The organism is Paraniabella ginsengisoli, assembly GCF_022513635.1.
Taxonomy (GTDB): Bacteria; Bacteroidota; Bacteroidia; order Chitinophagales; family Chitinophagaceae; genus Niabella; species Niabella ginsengisoli.
The window spans coordinates 520352-535351 of sequence record NZ_JAKWBL010000001.1; the positions used below are offsets into that span (position 1 = coordinate 520352).

Here is a 15000-nt window from a genome sequence, read left to right on the forward strand (position 1 = left end):
TGTTTTTTTATTGGTTATAATGTCTAAGACACTTTCATTAAGCATGACCGCTTTTTTGTCAGATGATAATTTGCTTTTTATTACTGACAGATGTTATTGGTTTTTCAAACCGGATGATACCTGTATATGTTGCGCCGTTAAATATTTCTTTATCTGCATTGCTAAGCTTGTTGTATTCGGCACTCAGCGAGAAGTTAGCAAGCCTTGAAAAAATTTTAGAAGTAGCCTGATAAGCGTAATTATCCTTTATTTCACCTGGTTTTGCTTTTTGCTTTTCGCCTATTTTTCTTGCTGCGCGATTAAGACTTTCTACTTTATCAAAAGAACATTTAATAGTGGCAATGAAATTGTTCAAATCCAGTTGGCTGGTTACATTGCTAATGCCCGGACTGGCTTTAAGGATGGTTTCTATTTCTTTCACTTTTTGTGTGATTTCGGTTTTGGTGGGCACGGGTCGGCCATTGATGGTTTTCATTTTAAGAATAGAAGCAATTTTTGTTTTGCTTTTACTCATGTTTAACGTAAACTGAAAAGTTCCTGAACCATTATCTTTCAGATCAATTTTTTCTATAACTTCAAAACAGCCGGAACATAAAAAGATTACTGCCAATAAAGTAGCATAAATAGCTTTAGTCATAAGGTGAACATAGATTAAAAATACAAACTATCCGCTTTTGGAGGCAAATGTAGGAAGGATTAGTAGAACTCTTCTTTTGACAATCAAAATTGGATAAAAAGTCAGGGTTTTTCTTAAAAATATATCAAACAATAAAAACGCCTGTGTGTTAATTCAGGCGTTTTTATTTCCAGTTACTTAGAAGATTAATTTATTTGAAGTTGATGAACAGCAGCTTCAACCCCTCTTATTTCAGCAAGGCCCTTCAGCCTTCCAATGGCAGAATATCCGGGATAGGTATTCTTTTCCAGGTCATCCAACATCTGATGGCCGTGATCTGGCCGCATGGGGATACTTCTGTTCTGTTCTTTTTGTAGCTGCGACACATATTGAACGATGGATACAATATTGCCGTTCCCTTCCAGGTGGTTTGCTTCGAAGAAATTTCCTTCTTCATCCCTGTCTGTGCTGCGCAGATGTAAAAAGTAAACACGCTCTCCATATTTTTTGATCATTGCCAGCAAGTCATTATCCTTTCGTGCACTGTAGGAACCGGTACAAAAACAAAGCCCCGCATTTTTTGAGGGTACATTTTTAAACAATGCATCAATATGCGCATCTGTACTCATAATTCTTGGCAAACCTAAAATAGCATAAGGTGGGTCGTCTGGATGGATGGCCAATTGTACACCATGTTGTTCTGCTGTTGGTGCAATTTCATTTAAAAAAGCAAACAGATTTTGTTGAAGCTGTTCAGCAGAAATGTTGCCATATTCATCTAATAAAGACAACACTTGTTCAGTTGTAAACAAACCGTCTGATCCCGGCAATCCCATCAGGCAAGAAACCTTCAGTTTCTCGATCTCATTAAGACTAAGGCTTTCGAAAAACTTTTTTGCTTTCTTTACATCTGCTTCAGCATAATCTTTTTCTGCTCCCGGTCGTTTCAAAATATAAACATCAAACGTAATAAATTCCTTCCAGCCAAAGCGAAGGCAAAGCGCACCCGTTTCCGTAGGGTAATCAAGATTGGTTCTTACCCAGTCAAGCACCGGCATAAAATTGTAAGTAACTACTTTAATATCATTAGCAGCCAGATTGGCCATGCTTACTTTGTAGTTCTCGATCCAGGTTTTATAATTTCCGTTGCGTTTCTTTATATCCTCATGCACGGGCAGGCTTTCAACTACGTCCCATGTTAACCCGGCAGCTTCAATGGTTTGTTTTCTTTTAATAATTTCTTCGCTGGTCCATATTTCACCAACCGGAATGTGGTGGAGTGCGGTTACTACACCCGTAGCACCAGCCTGCCGAATATCGCTAAGCGAAACAGCATCGTTGTCACCATACCAACGCATGGTTTGTATCATTTTGTGGCTCATAATACGCTAAAATAGAGCAAAAAAACATTCATAAGTAAAATATTTATTGTATCATCAATAAATATAATTCATCAGAATTGCGTCGCACTCTTCAACAGCCATACTACTATCAGCCCACATAAACGACAAGTGTAAAAAAGTAAAAATGGGTCAACATTCTTAAACGCTAAAAAACGGTCCCGGAAATCCGGAACCGTTTTGCAAACTTTAAATATATAAAAAACTAAACCTCACCCAATTTTATCTTCCCCTTCCGCCTCGGCTGCTTCCGCCTCTGTCACCTCCTGATGAACGCGAAGGGCTGGAGCTGCGGCTCTCAACACTTCTGCTTGGTGCGCTTCTCTCTACTCTTGGAGATGATTGTTGCCTCTGTGCTTGTACTTCTCTGCTACGCGATTGCGCTTCACGCTGTACAGATCTTTGCTGCGACTCAGCTCTTGCCCTGCTTTGCTCTCTAGCCTGAGTTTCACGCTGCTGCCTCATTTGTTGCGTGCGTTGCTGTGCTTCAGCGTTACGCTGTTTCATTTGCTCTGAACGCTGTTGTGCCTCAGCATTACTGCGCTGTCTTGTTGCTTCAGTACGTTCTTTAGACTGTCTTACCTCCTGTGAACGTTGCATCTGTTGCTGACGATTTTGAATTTCGTTACGTTGTCTTGACTGATCAGCTTGTTGAGTAGCATTCGACCTGTTTGCATCAGACTCAAACCGGCGGTTTGATCCCTGCGATCTGTCAGCGCTATTGTTAGTATTAGTGCTCCTGTTATCCCTGGTAGCATCCTGCTGACGTGTAGCTGTATTTGCCCGTGATCTTGAACTATTAGCATTTGAACTATTGCTATTTGAATTAGTACGTACATCAGTGCTTCTGCTTGTTCTATTGTTGCTGCTGCTACTTCTGCTAGCCACACTGTTCCTATCATATTTCTGTACTGTACGTGGCGCATAATTAGAACGATTACTGGTTCTACTTACTGCCGGACGATACACTGAAATTGAATTTCTGCTTACAGAAGTCCTGCCTGGTCTTGTAGAATTTCTTACACTTACTGTGTTTATACGGCCAGTGTATCTTTCTACATCAGTACGACGAGGGCCGTTCGTATAATAGCTTCTACTTGTTCTGCCTCTGTTCGAACTACTACCTCGTGACCCGTAATAATTATTTATAATAGTAGTTCTGTTAATGATGGTAACATTATTACGATAAGGATAGTAATAGCGGCTGATATATCTTGATGTCATATAACGGCCTGGTGCAAAAGTCCAGTAATCATAAGGAGGGTTATAACCTCCAAATCCGATACTGATATTAATGCCCGGACGTATAGGAGCCCAACCATAATAATCGCCACCACCACGCCAGCTTACCCATGCCGGAGACCATTCATAACCAGGAACCCACATCCATCCATAAAGGGGATCATGGAACCAACGGCCATAGTGAAATGCTGCCCAACCCCAATCGTATCCTGAATTCCACATCCAATCGTTGTCGTTTGTATAAGCCCAGGAACCATTGGTAGAATAAGGCCGGAAATCGGAACCAACACGCGGCCTCCATGTGTATCCATATTCAGGGTAGTCGATCCACTCTCCGTAAGGGCTCAATTGATCATAGAAAGTCTGAAAATTGATATTAACCCCTACATTCGGCTGTGCATCAACCGGCTTGGTTAATAGCATTGCAAACGCAAGCACTAATCCCACACCTAAAAAGTTGATTAATCGTTTCATTTTAATTTATTTAAACTTTGTTGTTATAAAATTTTGAAGTTTGAACTTCTGATATAATGACGTGGTGATGTAAATAAAGTTGCTTAAATTATTCCAAAGTCGCCTCTCACACAATGTTTTAAGATTTAGTTTACATTCTTCAAAAGAGCGATATATAAAAGCGCATGAATATCAATGTGATATCCTTTAGAATAGAATTTCATAATTTTCACATATATCAACAAAAAATAATTAACATATTTGCTATACATGGCAATTGATTACTATCAAATATTGAAAATCTCTCCTTCAGCCGATCTCTCTGAAATTAAAACGGCTTATCGTAAACTTGCACATCAATATCACCCTGATAAAAATGCTGACAATAAATCTACTAACGCATACTTTGAGCTAATCAAAGAGGCGTATGAAACACTATCCAATCCCGTAAGGAAAGAAAAATATCTGCAGGAAAGATGGCTTCACAAGGCGTATGGCCAAAATTTTGAACTACCCATAAATACACCTGAAGATGTACTGAGACAAGTCTTGTCAGCCAGCCAAAAAATTCATCAGATGGATATTTATAGAATGAATAAGGAAGGGATTAGAGAAGAATTGGAGCTACTTCTAACAAATGAAAATCTTAAATTATTAAATGATTTTAATGAGATTTCTGTGAATGATGCTATTGTGCGTGAGTTCCTGCAACTTGTGGCAGTATTACCTACAAACAAGCGTGCGGCTTTTTATAGCTCTCTTCAACAAATCAATAGCAATTATGTAACTGATATCAAACAAACGGAAGAAGAACTGGCAGGTAAACTTTTTTGGGAAACCTCAAGGCCAGCCTTTGTTATTTTGCTGGTGATTTTGTTATGTATTTTAATATGGGGTACCTCTTTAAAATATTGAATAAGTAGCCTTCAATTTTTTGTAGTTTATAGATTATCTTCCATAATAATTTTAATCTTATGATACCAATTGGTGATGACAATTCGGGGCGGACTTTAACTCCTTATATTAATTATCTTCTTATTGCGATTAATGTACTCGTTTTTGTATTTGCCCAGGGAATGGGAAGCAACGAAAACTTTATAATGAGTTTTGCAACGGTGCCTGAAGAAATTCTAAATAACCGGGACATTACCGGCGGCGGGCTTGGCAAAACACCCATCCCCGTTTATGGAACGATCATTACATCCATGTTCATGCATGGCGGTTTTGCACACATCATCGGCAACATGATGTATCTATTGATCTTTGGAGACAATCTTGAGAATGTGATGGGCCATGCGCGCTATTTAGCTTTTTATTTGTTATGCGGTGTTCTGGCAACATTAGCTCATGTATATATGTCTTCCTATACAAATACAGGAATGTACACACCGAGCTTAGGTGCATCAGGCGCTATTGCGGGTGTATTGGGTGGATATATTTTATTATTCCCAAAAAATAAAATCCGCGTTTTTTTAATCCCCTTTATCATCAGGGTTAATGCTTTTATTGCTTTGGGATTATGGATCGCACTTCAAGTGATCGAAGGCTGGGGCGCCATGGGTCGCGAGGGTAGCGGCATTGCCTATGCAGCGCATGTTGGCGGATTTGTAGCCGGATTAATATTGGTTCATTTTTTTGTAAAACGGCAATTGGTAAGAGCCCGGTATTAAGAGATGAAGAATTATGCCCTTTCCAATAATTTTCTAAATACCGACATTGTTGTAATGATATTATCGTGTATGATGGGATCGGAAATCCACCGGGGAACGCTGGCGCTTTTATCAGTAACAATCTGATAAGTAATTTTCAGATTTCCGCTTTTTGTTTTTTCAACCATCCACTTCCCCTTCGTTCCGGTGATCCTTGTAACATCCTTTACTACGGGAAATTTTTCTGTCTTAATACCTTCAAAATAAATATTACATACAGGATTGTTTAGCTCACTTTTATTAAAATAATATTTAAGACTACAGTCCTGATCACTCATAGGCCAGGGAATATCATAACGCACATAACTTAACCATACAGCATCATTGCTTGTGTGGGCGATGCGGAAACTTTTCGCATTCGTATTCCACTTCGTTCCTTTGGAAGGATCTTTAAGCAAGGCAATCACCTTTTCGGCAGATGAAGCCTGAGCTGTAAAATCCACCTTGAGCTCACGAACGGTTTTGCCATTATGTTTGACCCATCTTTCATAAACTGAAATATTTTTGTCGGTTTTTACCAATTCAAAATCGCTTGCATGGGATATTGTAAGAAACAGGGAAAAAGCAGTGAGCAACAGTACTTTTTTCATTATATTTTTCATGTTTTTATATTTATGTCGGCTTTTGCCAAACTGGTATTTAATAATCGACTAACATATCTAATACAATCAGCAAAGTCATTACCCCTATGTCTTCCCGCTAAAAAGTGTAGTATTTATCCATTTGGTGCTTATTTTATGAAGCAGTTTGCTTTATCTTAATAAACCCTTAACGCTAATCTGCTGTTGGTTATACCGTTCATCAAAACATGAAATAAGCTTTAGAACTTCTCCTTATCTTCAAAAAAATTACTTGTATGTTAAGATCGATTTATGTGTGCTTTTTGTTAGCGCTAACCACAACTGTTTTTGCCCAGGATAAATACTGGCAACAACATGTATCTTATAAAATGGATGTAAAACTGGATGATAAAGTCAATACCATTTCGGGTAAAGAAGAAGTGGTGTACACCAACAATTCTCCTGAAACGCTCGATTTTATTTGGTTTCACATTTGGCCTAATGCTTATAAAAATGACAGCACTGCTTTATTTCAGCAATTAATGAACGACTCTACATCGGAGGAAGATCTGTCTAATATTACGCGCGGTTATATTGATGGACTGAATTTTAAAGTAGACGGAAAGACTGCGAAAACGGAGCCGCATAGTAATCCAAATTATATCGATATCATTAAAGTGCTTTTACCGAAAAGCCTGAAACCTGGTGCATCAGCCACCATTTCAACAGACTTTAACGTAAAGCTTCCTTCCTATTTTTCCCGCTCAGGATTTGCTGACGGCCAGTTTATGGCAACACAATGGTATCCTAAACCAGCAGTATATGATAAAAGTGGATGGCATGAATTTCCTTACCTGAGCATGGGTGAATATTACAGCGAATACGGCGATTATAAAGTAAATATTACATTACCCGGCGAATATGTAGTAGGCGCAACAGGCGTATTACAAAACAAAGATGAGCTGGAACAATACAAAACTATCGGTTCTAAAAATGCAACCAACCGCACAGGTACTCCAGAATTGTATAAAGGCAAATCCGGAAGTAAAACACTTTCTTATACCGCCGAAAATGTTCCTGATTTTGCATGGTTTGCGGAAAAAAATGTGGTGATTCAGTATGACACCTTACAATTGAGTTCGGATAAAATAGTAGATGCTTTTACCTATTATAAAAACAAGCCGGGCACCATCTGGAACAACAGTATCGATTATGCCAAAGACGGCACAAGAGCCTATAGCAAATGGATCGGTGATTATCAATATCCAACGGTACAGGTTTTTGAAGGGCCCAAAAACAATTCGAGCGGTGGGATGGAATATCCAATGATTACATTAATAACTGTGCCCGATGCCAGCAAAGAGTATCTGGATGGTGTAATCGCTCATGAAATTGGCCATAACTGGTTTATGAGTATGTTAGGCAGTAATGAAAGAGAACATACCTGGCAGGATGAAGGATTGAATACTTATTTTCAGTTTCGATATGAAGCAGAAAAATACAGGTACAATTCGATCTTTAAAGATCAGGTGCCGGAAGCTCTAAAAAACTTACCAGTGTCTCAATTCCAGGCAACACTTTATAATGCTATGCGTCAGATCCCGATGACTTCAGTTATTGATCAGCCTGCTGCTAATTTTAAAACTTCGCAGGAGTATGGATTGATCTCCTACATTAAAACCGCCATGTGGGTATATCAATTGGAACAGCAGTCTGGACAGGAAAAGATTGACGCTGCTTTTAAAGAATATTTTAAAGAATGGAGCAATAAACATCCGCAACCTGAAGATATGAAAGCTGCATTTGAAAAATCATTAGGAACGAACCTGGACTCAGCTTTTAATAAACTTAAAGTAGAAGGAAGCCTTTAAGAAGTTTAAATGATAAATATAAAACGATGAATGTAAAATTTCGTCACCGCATTTATCATTTGAAATTCTAAATTTAATATTCAATATTTTCCATGCTCATTTCTCTTAAATATAAAAAGGCCTTGGTTGGCGGCGCCAGCCAGGGACTTGGTTTAGCAGTTGCAAAACAATTAGCCGCAAGCGGCGCATCGGTTACAATAATGGCACGCAATGAAGAAAAATTAAAAACGGTAGTTGCAGCGTTACCCGTTTCCGAAAATCAAAAACACAATTATTTAGTTGCAGATTTTTCGGATTTTGAGAAGTATAAAAAGATCATTGATCATTATTTTTTATCTAACCAGGTTGATATTTTAGTAAATAATACCAATGGTCCTAAAGCCGGAACGGTATTGGAAAAAACATCTGAAGATTATTTATCTGCCTTCAATCTTTTGTTTCAAACGGTTCAATACACAACGGCGAAAGTGGTGAAGGGAATGAAAGAAAATAAATATGGCCGCATCATTAATCTTACATCAAGAACAATAAAAGAGCCGGTTGACAATCTTGCTTTATCCAATACAATCCGCGCGGCTGTTGTGGCTTGGGGCAAAACTTTGTCTCGCGATGTGGGCAAATACAATATCACTGTAAATAATATTCTTACCGGAAACTTTGACACAGAGCGACTTGCCGAATTATTTGAAACGCAAGCAAAAATGCTGCATACAACTGTTGAAGAAATTACAAAAAAATCAATTACTGATATTCCTTTACAAAGATTGGGCATGCCGGAAGAACTTGCAAATGTTGTTGCTTTTTTAGCTTCGGAGCAGGCGGCTTATGTAACAGGAGCGAGCATTCCGGTGGATGGAGGGTTGTTGAAGTCGATATAGAACATTGATTTACGACCCATCTCTACATTTTAGAAAATGCGGTATGATCACGTTAAATTTAAAAACTCGGAAGGCGTAAGGCAAGGCAATTTTTTTGTCTGATGCTTTGTAAAATCTTTTTATTAAAAGTAATGAAGGCGTCGCATTTTCCTAATGCAGAATAATATTGAAATCCATCTTCAACATCTGTAAACGAAGAGTTGATAGCATTTTGTAGGTCCTCATCTCGCGTGGATACTGTTTTGATAAATGAAAAATAGATTTTGAAAACCTGTTTGCTGTTTTGCTCCTTTCGAAGAAAAAAGCTATCGTAAAAAAGTAGCCGCCGATGTGTAACATTCAATAGCCCCCGCTTCAGCAAGATGAAATATATCAGCCACAGCCAAATAATTATCGCGCTGCATAGCATGTTCCAAAATCACATTGGTATCCAAATATAGCTTACGCATTGTGCTTACCCTTCATATATAGGTCTCTCATTTCGTCATTAGACAGATTTTTATACTGTTTAAGAATTCCAATAAGGTTATCAGATTGAAATTTCTTTTTGCTGCTTTTTGCTGTCAATTTTTTCAGATAGGTTTCAACAATTTCCGACACACTTGTCTTTTCTTTCAAAGCATATTCTTTCGCAGCCTCAATAGTTTCTCTATCAAATCTAAGATTAAGCGTCGCCTTCATTTTTATTTTTTAATTATCAACTCGTACAATTAATAGTATGCGCACGTATAATGCAAATATACGCACGATTTAAAAATAATATCTTATTTCTCGTTTTTCCTATTACCCTTTCTTTCTTCTTACCTTCGCAGGCTATTATCATATCATCATATTATCACATTAACAAATGCATTACGTTTCCGCAGAGGGTTTAGAAAAAGTTATGGCATTCAGCCGTTGTTCTCCGATATTTCATTTCATATAGAAGAAGGTGATAAAATAGCCCTGGTAGCCCGCAATGGTACCGGTAAATCAACCTTGTTAAAAATTTTAGCAGGTAAAGAAACACCTGATGAAGGAAAACTCTGGATCAACAAAGACGTTGATGTGGTTTTATTTGAACAGGAGCCAGATCTTGACGACGAAAAAACCATTGCCGATAATGTATTTTTTCATAGCAACCCTGTAATAAAAGCCATTAAAGATTATGAGTCGGCCAGCGAAACTGAAGATGTTGACAAAATAACGGATGCTTTAGCGCAGATGGATGAATTAAATGCCTGGGATTTTGATTCAAAAGTGAAGCAGATTTTTGGCAAACTTAAAATTCATCACCTCGACGCATTAGTAAAAAACCTGAGTGGCGGGCAAAAAAGCGTGTAGCACTTGCTAAAACCCTTATTGATATTGGATTTGAACATAAGCATGTTTTACTAATTATGGATGAGCCCACCAACCATTTGGATGTGGAAATGGTGGAATGGTTGGAGCATTTTTTAAATAAAGAAAATGTAACCTTATTATTGGTTACCCACGATCGTTATTTTTTAGACGCAGCCTGTAATGAGATATGGGAAATGGAGGGTAGCAATCTCTACATTCATAAAGGTGATTATGAAAACTATTTAGAAAAGAAAGCTCAACGTATAGAAAATGATCTGGCAAGTATCGACAAAGCTAAAAACCTTTACCGGCGCGAGTTGGAGTGGATGCGTAAACAACCGAAAGCACGAACAACCAAATCAAAAAGCAGGGAAGATAGTTTTTACGAAGTAGAAAAGCGCGCCAAAAAACAAGTGGTAAATGAGCAGGTTGAACTACAAATGAAAATGAACCGTCTTGGCGGAAAAGTGGTTGAACTGAAAAAATTGTATAAATCTTTTGGCGATAAAAAAATCCTTGAAGGCTTTGACTATACTTTTAATAAAGGCGAACGTGTTGGAGTGATTGGGAAGAACGGAGCAGGCAAATCTACATTTATCAATATTTTACAGGGTTTGCAGGAACCGGATAGCGGAAAAGTAAATATTGGTGATACGATTATTTTCGGCAATTATTCGCAGCAGGGTTTAGTAGTGAAAAATGATATGCGCGTGATTGAATATGTAAAAGATATTGCTGAACATTTTCCGTTGGCTAAAGGGGGCACCATGAGCGCTTCGCAATTTTTAGAACTGTTTTTATTCAATGCTGACAAGCAATATACATACATCAGTAAATTGAGCGGTGGCGAAAAACGCAGGCTCCACCTGCTTTCCATTCTTTTTAGAAATCCTAACTTCTTAATTCTGGATGAACCGACCAACGACCTGGATTTGCCAACACTTGGCGTATTAGAAAACTTTTTGATGGAATTTCCTGGTTGCTTGTTAATTGTAAGCCACGACCGTTATTTTATGGATCGGCTTGTAGATCATCTTTTGGTTTTTGAAGGCGAAGGCGTTATTAAAGATTTCCTGGAAACTACACGCAGTTCAGATTACAGGAAGAGAAGAAGAAGATTACAGATGACAGCTCGCATTTGACAGCAAAAACAGAAATCGTAAAAAGCGTACCAACTCCCGAAAAGAAAAAAGTTTCTTTTAAAGAAAAAGAGAATTTGAATTACTCCAAAAAGAAATTGAAGACCTTACAAAAGAAAGAAAAACTATAACCGCACAATTAAACGATAGCAATCTTCCATTTGAAGAATTACAAAAATCTTCTAATCGTATTGGAGAAATTGCCAGCCTTTTGGACGAAAAAGAAATGCGCTGGCTGGAGTTGAGTGAGTTGATTGAGGGATGAGAGAAGAAGTCTGAAAGTCGGGAAGTCAGGAAGTCGGAAGTGTAAGACCTTCGAGGTTTTAAAAACCTCGAAGGTCTTTATCGAATGTGTAGGATGCCATAAGCACAACAGTACAAGAGTGCGACGCAATTTGGATGATATATGTTGAATGCTTGTTACATAATTATTTAAAATCATATAAAATGAAACCAGCAAAATAGACGTTACCTATTGTCATTTGCTGGTCAAAACCTGTGTTAAAAATAAATTCCTTCTTTTCAGCCGTAGGTTAAAAAACATATTCGTAGTATTTTCGCGCCGCATTTTTTGAATTAAATAAAATGGGTATGAAAGAAATCATCGAGACAGATGTAGTCCTTATTGGCGGAGGAATTATGAGCGCAACATTAGGCATGCTCATTAATCAACTGGCGCCGGATAAATCGATCCATATTTTTGAAAGATTGAAGGACGTTGCAGAAGAGGCTTCTGATGCCTGGAATAATGCGGGCACGGGCCACGCTGCATTGTGCGAATTAAATTATACGCCCGAAGATGCGAATGGTGTGGTGCATACAGATAAGGCGCGCGCTATTATGGAACAATTTGAGGTTTCTAAGCAGTTCTGGTCTTATTTAATAGAACAGGAAAGGTTAGCAAATCCAAAGGATTTTATACGCTCCACGCCACACATGAGTTTTGTTCGTGGAGAGAAGGATGTAACTTATCTGAATAAAAGATTTAAAGCGCTACAGGAAAGTAATCTCTTTCAGGAAATGCAATATTCGGAAGACCACGATGTGATAAAGCAATGGACGCCTTTGATTGTTGAAGGAAGAGAGGCATCTGAAAAAATAGCTGCTACTTATTCAACGCAGGGAACCGATGTAAACTTTGGAGCTATTACAGGCGCATTGATCAACTCGTTACAAAATACAGGCGGGGCGCAATTGCATTTGCACCACGAAGTAAGAAAGCTAAAACAGTTGAGCGATAAGCGCTGGCGTATTAAAGTGAAAGATCTTTCTTCCGGTAAAAAATATGAAGTGCTTGCTAAATTTGTTTTCATTGGTGCTGGCGGCGGTTCTTTGGAGCTTTTACAAAAAGCTGATATTCCTGAAGGCAAAAAATATGGAGGCTTTCCGGTTGGCGGACAATGGCTGGTTTGTAAAGATCAGCAAATAAGCGCTCAACATAATGCGAAGGTTTACGGACAAGCTGAAGTGGGTGCACCTCCAATGAGTGTGCCGCATCTTGATGCCCGCATTATTGATGGAGAAAAAGCAATTTTGTTTGGCCCCTTTGCTACGTTCTCTACTAAGTTTTTAAAAGAAGGATCTTACTGGGACCTGTTCGGAACGGTAAAATACTGGAATATTTTCCCGCTTATAAAAGTGGGTATTAAAAATATCGATCTTGAAAAATACCTTATCAAACAATTGAGTTTGTCATTTGAAGACAGGTTAGAAGTGTTGAAGCAGTTTTATCCCGAAGCAAAAAAATCAGACTGGAAATTACAGGAAGCCGGGCAGCGCGTTCAGGTAATTCATAACGATCCGGATAACGGGCCAACACTTCAGTTTGGAACTGAGATCGTAACCTCGGCTGATGGCTCCATCTCTGCATTGCTTGGCGCTTCTCCAGGCGCGTCCACAGCGGTTTCTATCATGTTGAAGTTGTTATATCAATGTTTTCCCGATAGGGCGGAAGCGAATATGGATCGTCTGAAAAATATGATTCCATCTTACGGGCAAAACCTGGAAGAAAATCCGGAGTTATTAGCAGCAGTTAGAGAACGAAGCAGCCGTATATTGGAATTGACGGCGTAATTATTTTGTCACAAGCGACAGCGCTTCTATCATCTTCCTTGTGTCACTCACTTGTACTGCTGTGCATATATCAACAATCAATCACTATTTCTCATAATGTCTAAAAATATCTTTATCACGCAAAGCCCAGAATGCCGCTTTTTGATGTCCTGCTTTTAATGCCCTGTTCGCCCAAGAATTGCAGGTACGAAATAAATTGTACGATCCCTTTGCTTCATAAAATGCATCCATATTTCCATACCCGTCATCCACGCTGGGAATCTGAATGGGGTTTCCTTCCTTATTGATATCAAAACTGTTGATTATGTATTTTACCAATTCCGTATAATCTTCTTGGCTGATATGAAGTGCAACTGTTGATGCATCAGGAGTTACCATTTTATAAAAGGTCGCGTGTATCGCAGAGCTGCTTAGCCCTGTCATTGCTTTAAATGCTACTGAAAATTTAAGATCAGCCCAGGTAGGTGTTTGTAAATAAAATCCTTTGTCGCCCCAACCCATTCCCACATAAGAATACGTTGAATCTTTCAAATCCGTATCCTCATATTTTACATACTTCGTCCAATCCATCCATTCGTTACGAACCGGTACAACGATGTCCGCATGTACGCCATTTGTCTTTATAAAAATTGTAACATCATTAGGAGATTTATAATCCTTGTTTTTATTAACCGGAATATGTGGAATCAATAGAGCAGCGATGACGTATAGCACAAGAAATGCAAGAATATATAAAAGCATTTTTCCAAGAAGTTTCAGCAGTTTTTTCATTATTGGTATTATTAGCACAAAACTAATATAATAATCGATGACGATCTGTTATTCGGAAACTTGAATGAATTATCACGCAAAGTTCGCTAAGAAGTATTCATATTCTTCGCAACCAAAGATTGCAAAGTTTGCCTTCGGTAAAAAATCGCTGAATATAAATTTAAATAGCATGCTGCTTTAACAACTCAACAATCTCGTTTTGGGTACTTAGTGACTTATCCGCATTATAATAAGTTTGAATAGCATTCTTTATTACTTCAAAATCTGCCTTCTGTTCAGCAAGTTTGAGATACATTTCCTGTCCCGCTTTAGGTCTGGGTCCCCAATGAAATAAATCATTACCATTGACGTCTCTCACTATCAAAATGGGAATAGATTTCGACCCGTTAGTAAGGTAGCTTTCTATTTCAGAGTCGCTATCCCGCAATTGAAGATTGAATTTAATTTGATCGTTGAGCTCACTCAACAAATACAATATCGGTACAATATGCGCCGCATCACCACACCAGGGTTCGGTAATTACGGTCCAATGTTGCGGTTGTTTGATACTTTTTACTACGACCTCGGTTTCCTGAGTTATCGGATTGGCTTTTAACCAGCGCTTCATACGGGTTTCATTCATTTTGGTGTAATGATAATAATCCGTATTGTCGTATGGTGGCACGGGAGGTTCTGCTGTTAACAGCTCATGTGTATAATTCAAATATTCCTTCCAGGTTAATGTTTTCATGTATGGGATAACAAGAAAAGATTTGAAAAGTTGAAGGACTTGTCTGACCGATTTAAGGAGTTGTGTTCGTCGTTGCGAGCGTAACGCAGTGAAGCCGAGCAATCTCTTACATCATTCGAGAGATTCCTCCACTCGTTTTGCTTGAGGCAAAACTTCGGTCGGAACGACGATAAAACGTGAATTAATATTCAAAGTATAAAACCCCATATCATTATTAGCAGACGGTCAGACGAGG

At 38.5% G+C, this 15000-nt stretch carries 16 protein-coding genes; 8 read left to right on the forward strand and 8 right to left on the reverse strand.

Annotated elements, in window-relative coordinates:
* Positions 1–58: 58 nt before the first annotated feature.
* From MKP09_RS02925 to MKP09_RS02935, 3 genes are all read right to left on the reverse strand, one after another.
* Positions 59–637 (reverse strand): hypothetical protein, encoded by a 579-nt coding sequence (locus MKP09_RS02925; RefSeq protein ID WP_240826352.1) that lies wholly within the window; start codon positions 635–637, stop codon positions 59–61.
* A gap of 185 nt (positions 638–822) precedes the next feature.
* Positions 823–1974 carry a mannonate dehydratase gene (gene uxuA / locus MKP09_RS02930; protein WP_240826354.1) on the reverse strand — a complete coding sequence of 384 codons (1152 nt, stop codon included), beginning with the start codon at positions 1972–1974 and terminating at the stop codon, positions 823–825.
* 264 nt (positions 1975–2238) lie between these two features.
* The gene (locus MKP09_RS02935) at positions 2239–3732 is read right to left on the reverse strand and encodes an MAP7 domain-containing protein (RefSeq protein ID WP_240826355.1); all 1494 of its coding nucleotides are present in this window, start codon (positions 3730–3732) and stop codon (positions 2239–2241) included.
* Positions 3733–3981: 249 nt separating this feature from the next.
* Here MKP09_RS02935 and MKP09_RS02940 point away from each other — a divergent pair, with 249 nt between their 5' ends.
* Together MKP09_RS02940 and MKP09_RS02945 are read left to right on the forward strand one after the other, a co-directional pair.
* Positions 3982–4626: a J domain-containing protein gene (locus MKP09_RS02940; protein WP_240826356.1), complete on the forward strand. Its 645-nt coding sequence runs from the start codon at positions 3982–3984 to the stop codon at positions 4624–4626.
* A gap of 59 nt (positions 4627–4685) precedes the next feature.
* Positions 4686–5381 (forward strand): rhomboid family intramembrane serine protease, encoded by a 696-nt coding sequence (locus MKP09_RS02945; RefSeq protein WP_240826357.1) that lies wholly within the window; start codon positions 4686–4688, stop codon positions 5379–5381.
* 11 nt (positions 5382–5392) lie between these two features.
* Here the strand turns inward: MKP09_RS02945 and MKP09_RS02950 are convergent, their stop codons facing one another.
* A complete protein-coding gene (locus tag MKP09_RS02950) occupies positions 5393–6010 on the reverse strand; it encodes an SRPBCC family protein (protein ID WP_240826358.1) in 618 nt (205 codons plus the stop codon).
* Between the two features lie 266 nt (positions 6011–6276).
* Here MKP09_RS02950 and MKP09_RS02955 point away from each other — a divergent pair, with 266 nt between their 5' ends.
* Both MKP09_RS02955 and MKP09_RS02960 read left to right on the forward strand, forming a co-directional pair.
* Positions 6277–7851 carry a M1 family metallopeptidase gene (locus tag MKP09_RS02955; protein ID WP_240826360.1) on the forward strand — a complete coding sequence of 525 codons (1575 nt, stop codon included), beginning with the start codon at positions 6277–6279 and terminating at the stop codon, positions 7849–7851.
* A gap of 92 nt (positions 7852–7943) precedes the next feature.
* Entirely contained in the window at positions 7944–8729 is a 786-nt protein-coding gene (locus MKP09_RS02960) for an SDR family oxidoreductase (protein WP_240826362.1), read from the forward strand.
* 305 nt (positions 8730–9034) lie between these two features.
* Here the strand turns inward: MKP09_RS02960 and MKP09_RS02965 are convergent, their stop codons facing one another.
* On the reverse strand, positions 9035–9178 hold the full coding sequence (locus MKP09_RS02965) for a PIN domain-containing protein (protein ID WP_240826363.1): 144 nt from the start codon (positions 9176–9178) through the stop codon (positions 9035–9037).
* Positions 9171–9410, reverse strand: a complete 240-nt coding sequence (locus MKP09_RS02970) for a DUF6364 family protein (RefSeq protein WP_240826364.1) — start codon at positions 9408–9410, stop codon at positions 9171–9173. Before MKP09_RS02970 ends, MKP09_RS02965 begins: the two co-directional genes overlap by 8 nt.
* A gap of 216 nt (positions 9411–9626) precedes the next feature.
* Between MKP09_RS02970 and MKP09_RS28570 the strand changes: the two genes are divergently transcribed.
* The 4 genes from MKP09_RS28570 (at position 9627) to mqo (ending at position 13264) form a co-directional block, all read left to right on the forward strand.
* Positions 9627–10052, forward strand: a complete 426-nt coding sequence (locus MKP09_RS28570; protein ID WP_240826365.1) for an ATP-binding cassette domain-containing protein — start codon at positions 9627–9629, stop codon at positions 10050–10052.
* Between the two features lie 56 nt (positions 10053–10108).
* Positions 10109–11194, forward strand: a complete 1086-nt coding sequence (locus tag MKP09_RS02980; RefSeq protein WP_240826366.1) for an ABC-F family ATP-binding cassette domain-containing protein — start codon at positions 10109–10111, stop codon at positions 11192–11194.
* Between the two features lie 124 nt (positions 11195–11318).
* Positions 11319–11456 carry a hypothetical protein gene (locus MKP09_RS02985; RefSeq protein WP_240829163.1) on the forward strand — a complete coding sequence of 46 codons (138 nt, stop codon included), beginning with the start codon at positions 11319–11321 and terminating at the stop codon, positions 11454–11456.
* A 326-nt stretch (positions 11457–11782) separates the two neighbouring features.
* Entirely contained in the window at positions 11783–13264 is a 1482-nt protein-coding gene (gene mqo, locus MKP09_RS02990) for a malate dehydrogenase (quinone) (protein WP_240826368.1), read from the forward strand.
* A gap of 84 nt (positions 13265–13348) precedes the next feature.
* On the opposite strand, the gene MKP09_RS02995 is transcribed toward mqo, so the two are convergent.
* On the reverse strand, positions 13349–14035 hold the full coding sequence (locus tag MKP09_RS02995) for a TIGR02117 family protein (protein ID WP_240826369.1): 687 nt from the start codon (positions 14033–14035) through the stop codon (positions 13349–13351).
* A gap of 160 nt (positions 14036–14195) precedes the next feature.
* Complete coding sequence (locus MKP09_RS03000; RefSeq protein WP_240826370.1) at positions 14196–14765, reverse strand: thioredoxin family protein; 570 nt, start codon at positions 14763–14765, stop codon at positions 14196–14198.
* Positions 14766–15000: the final 235 nt, after the last annotated feature.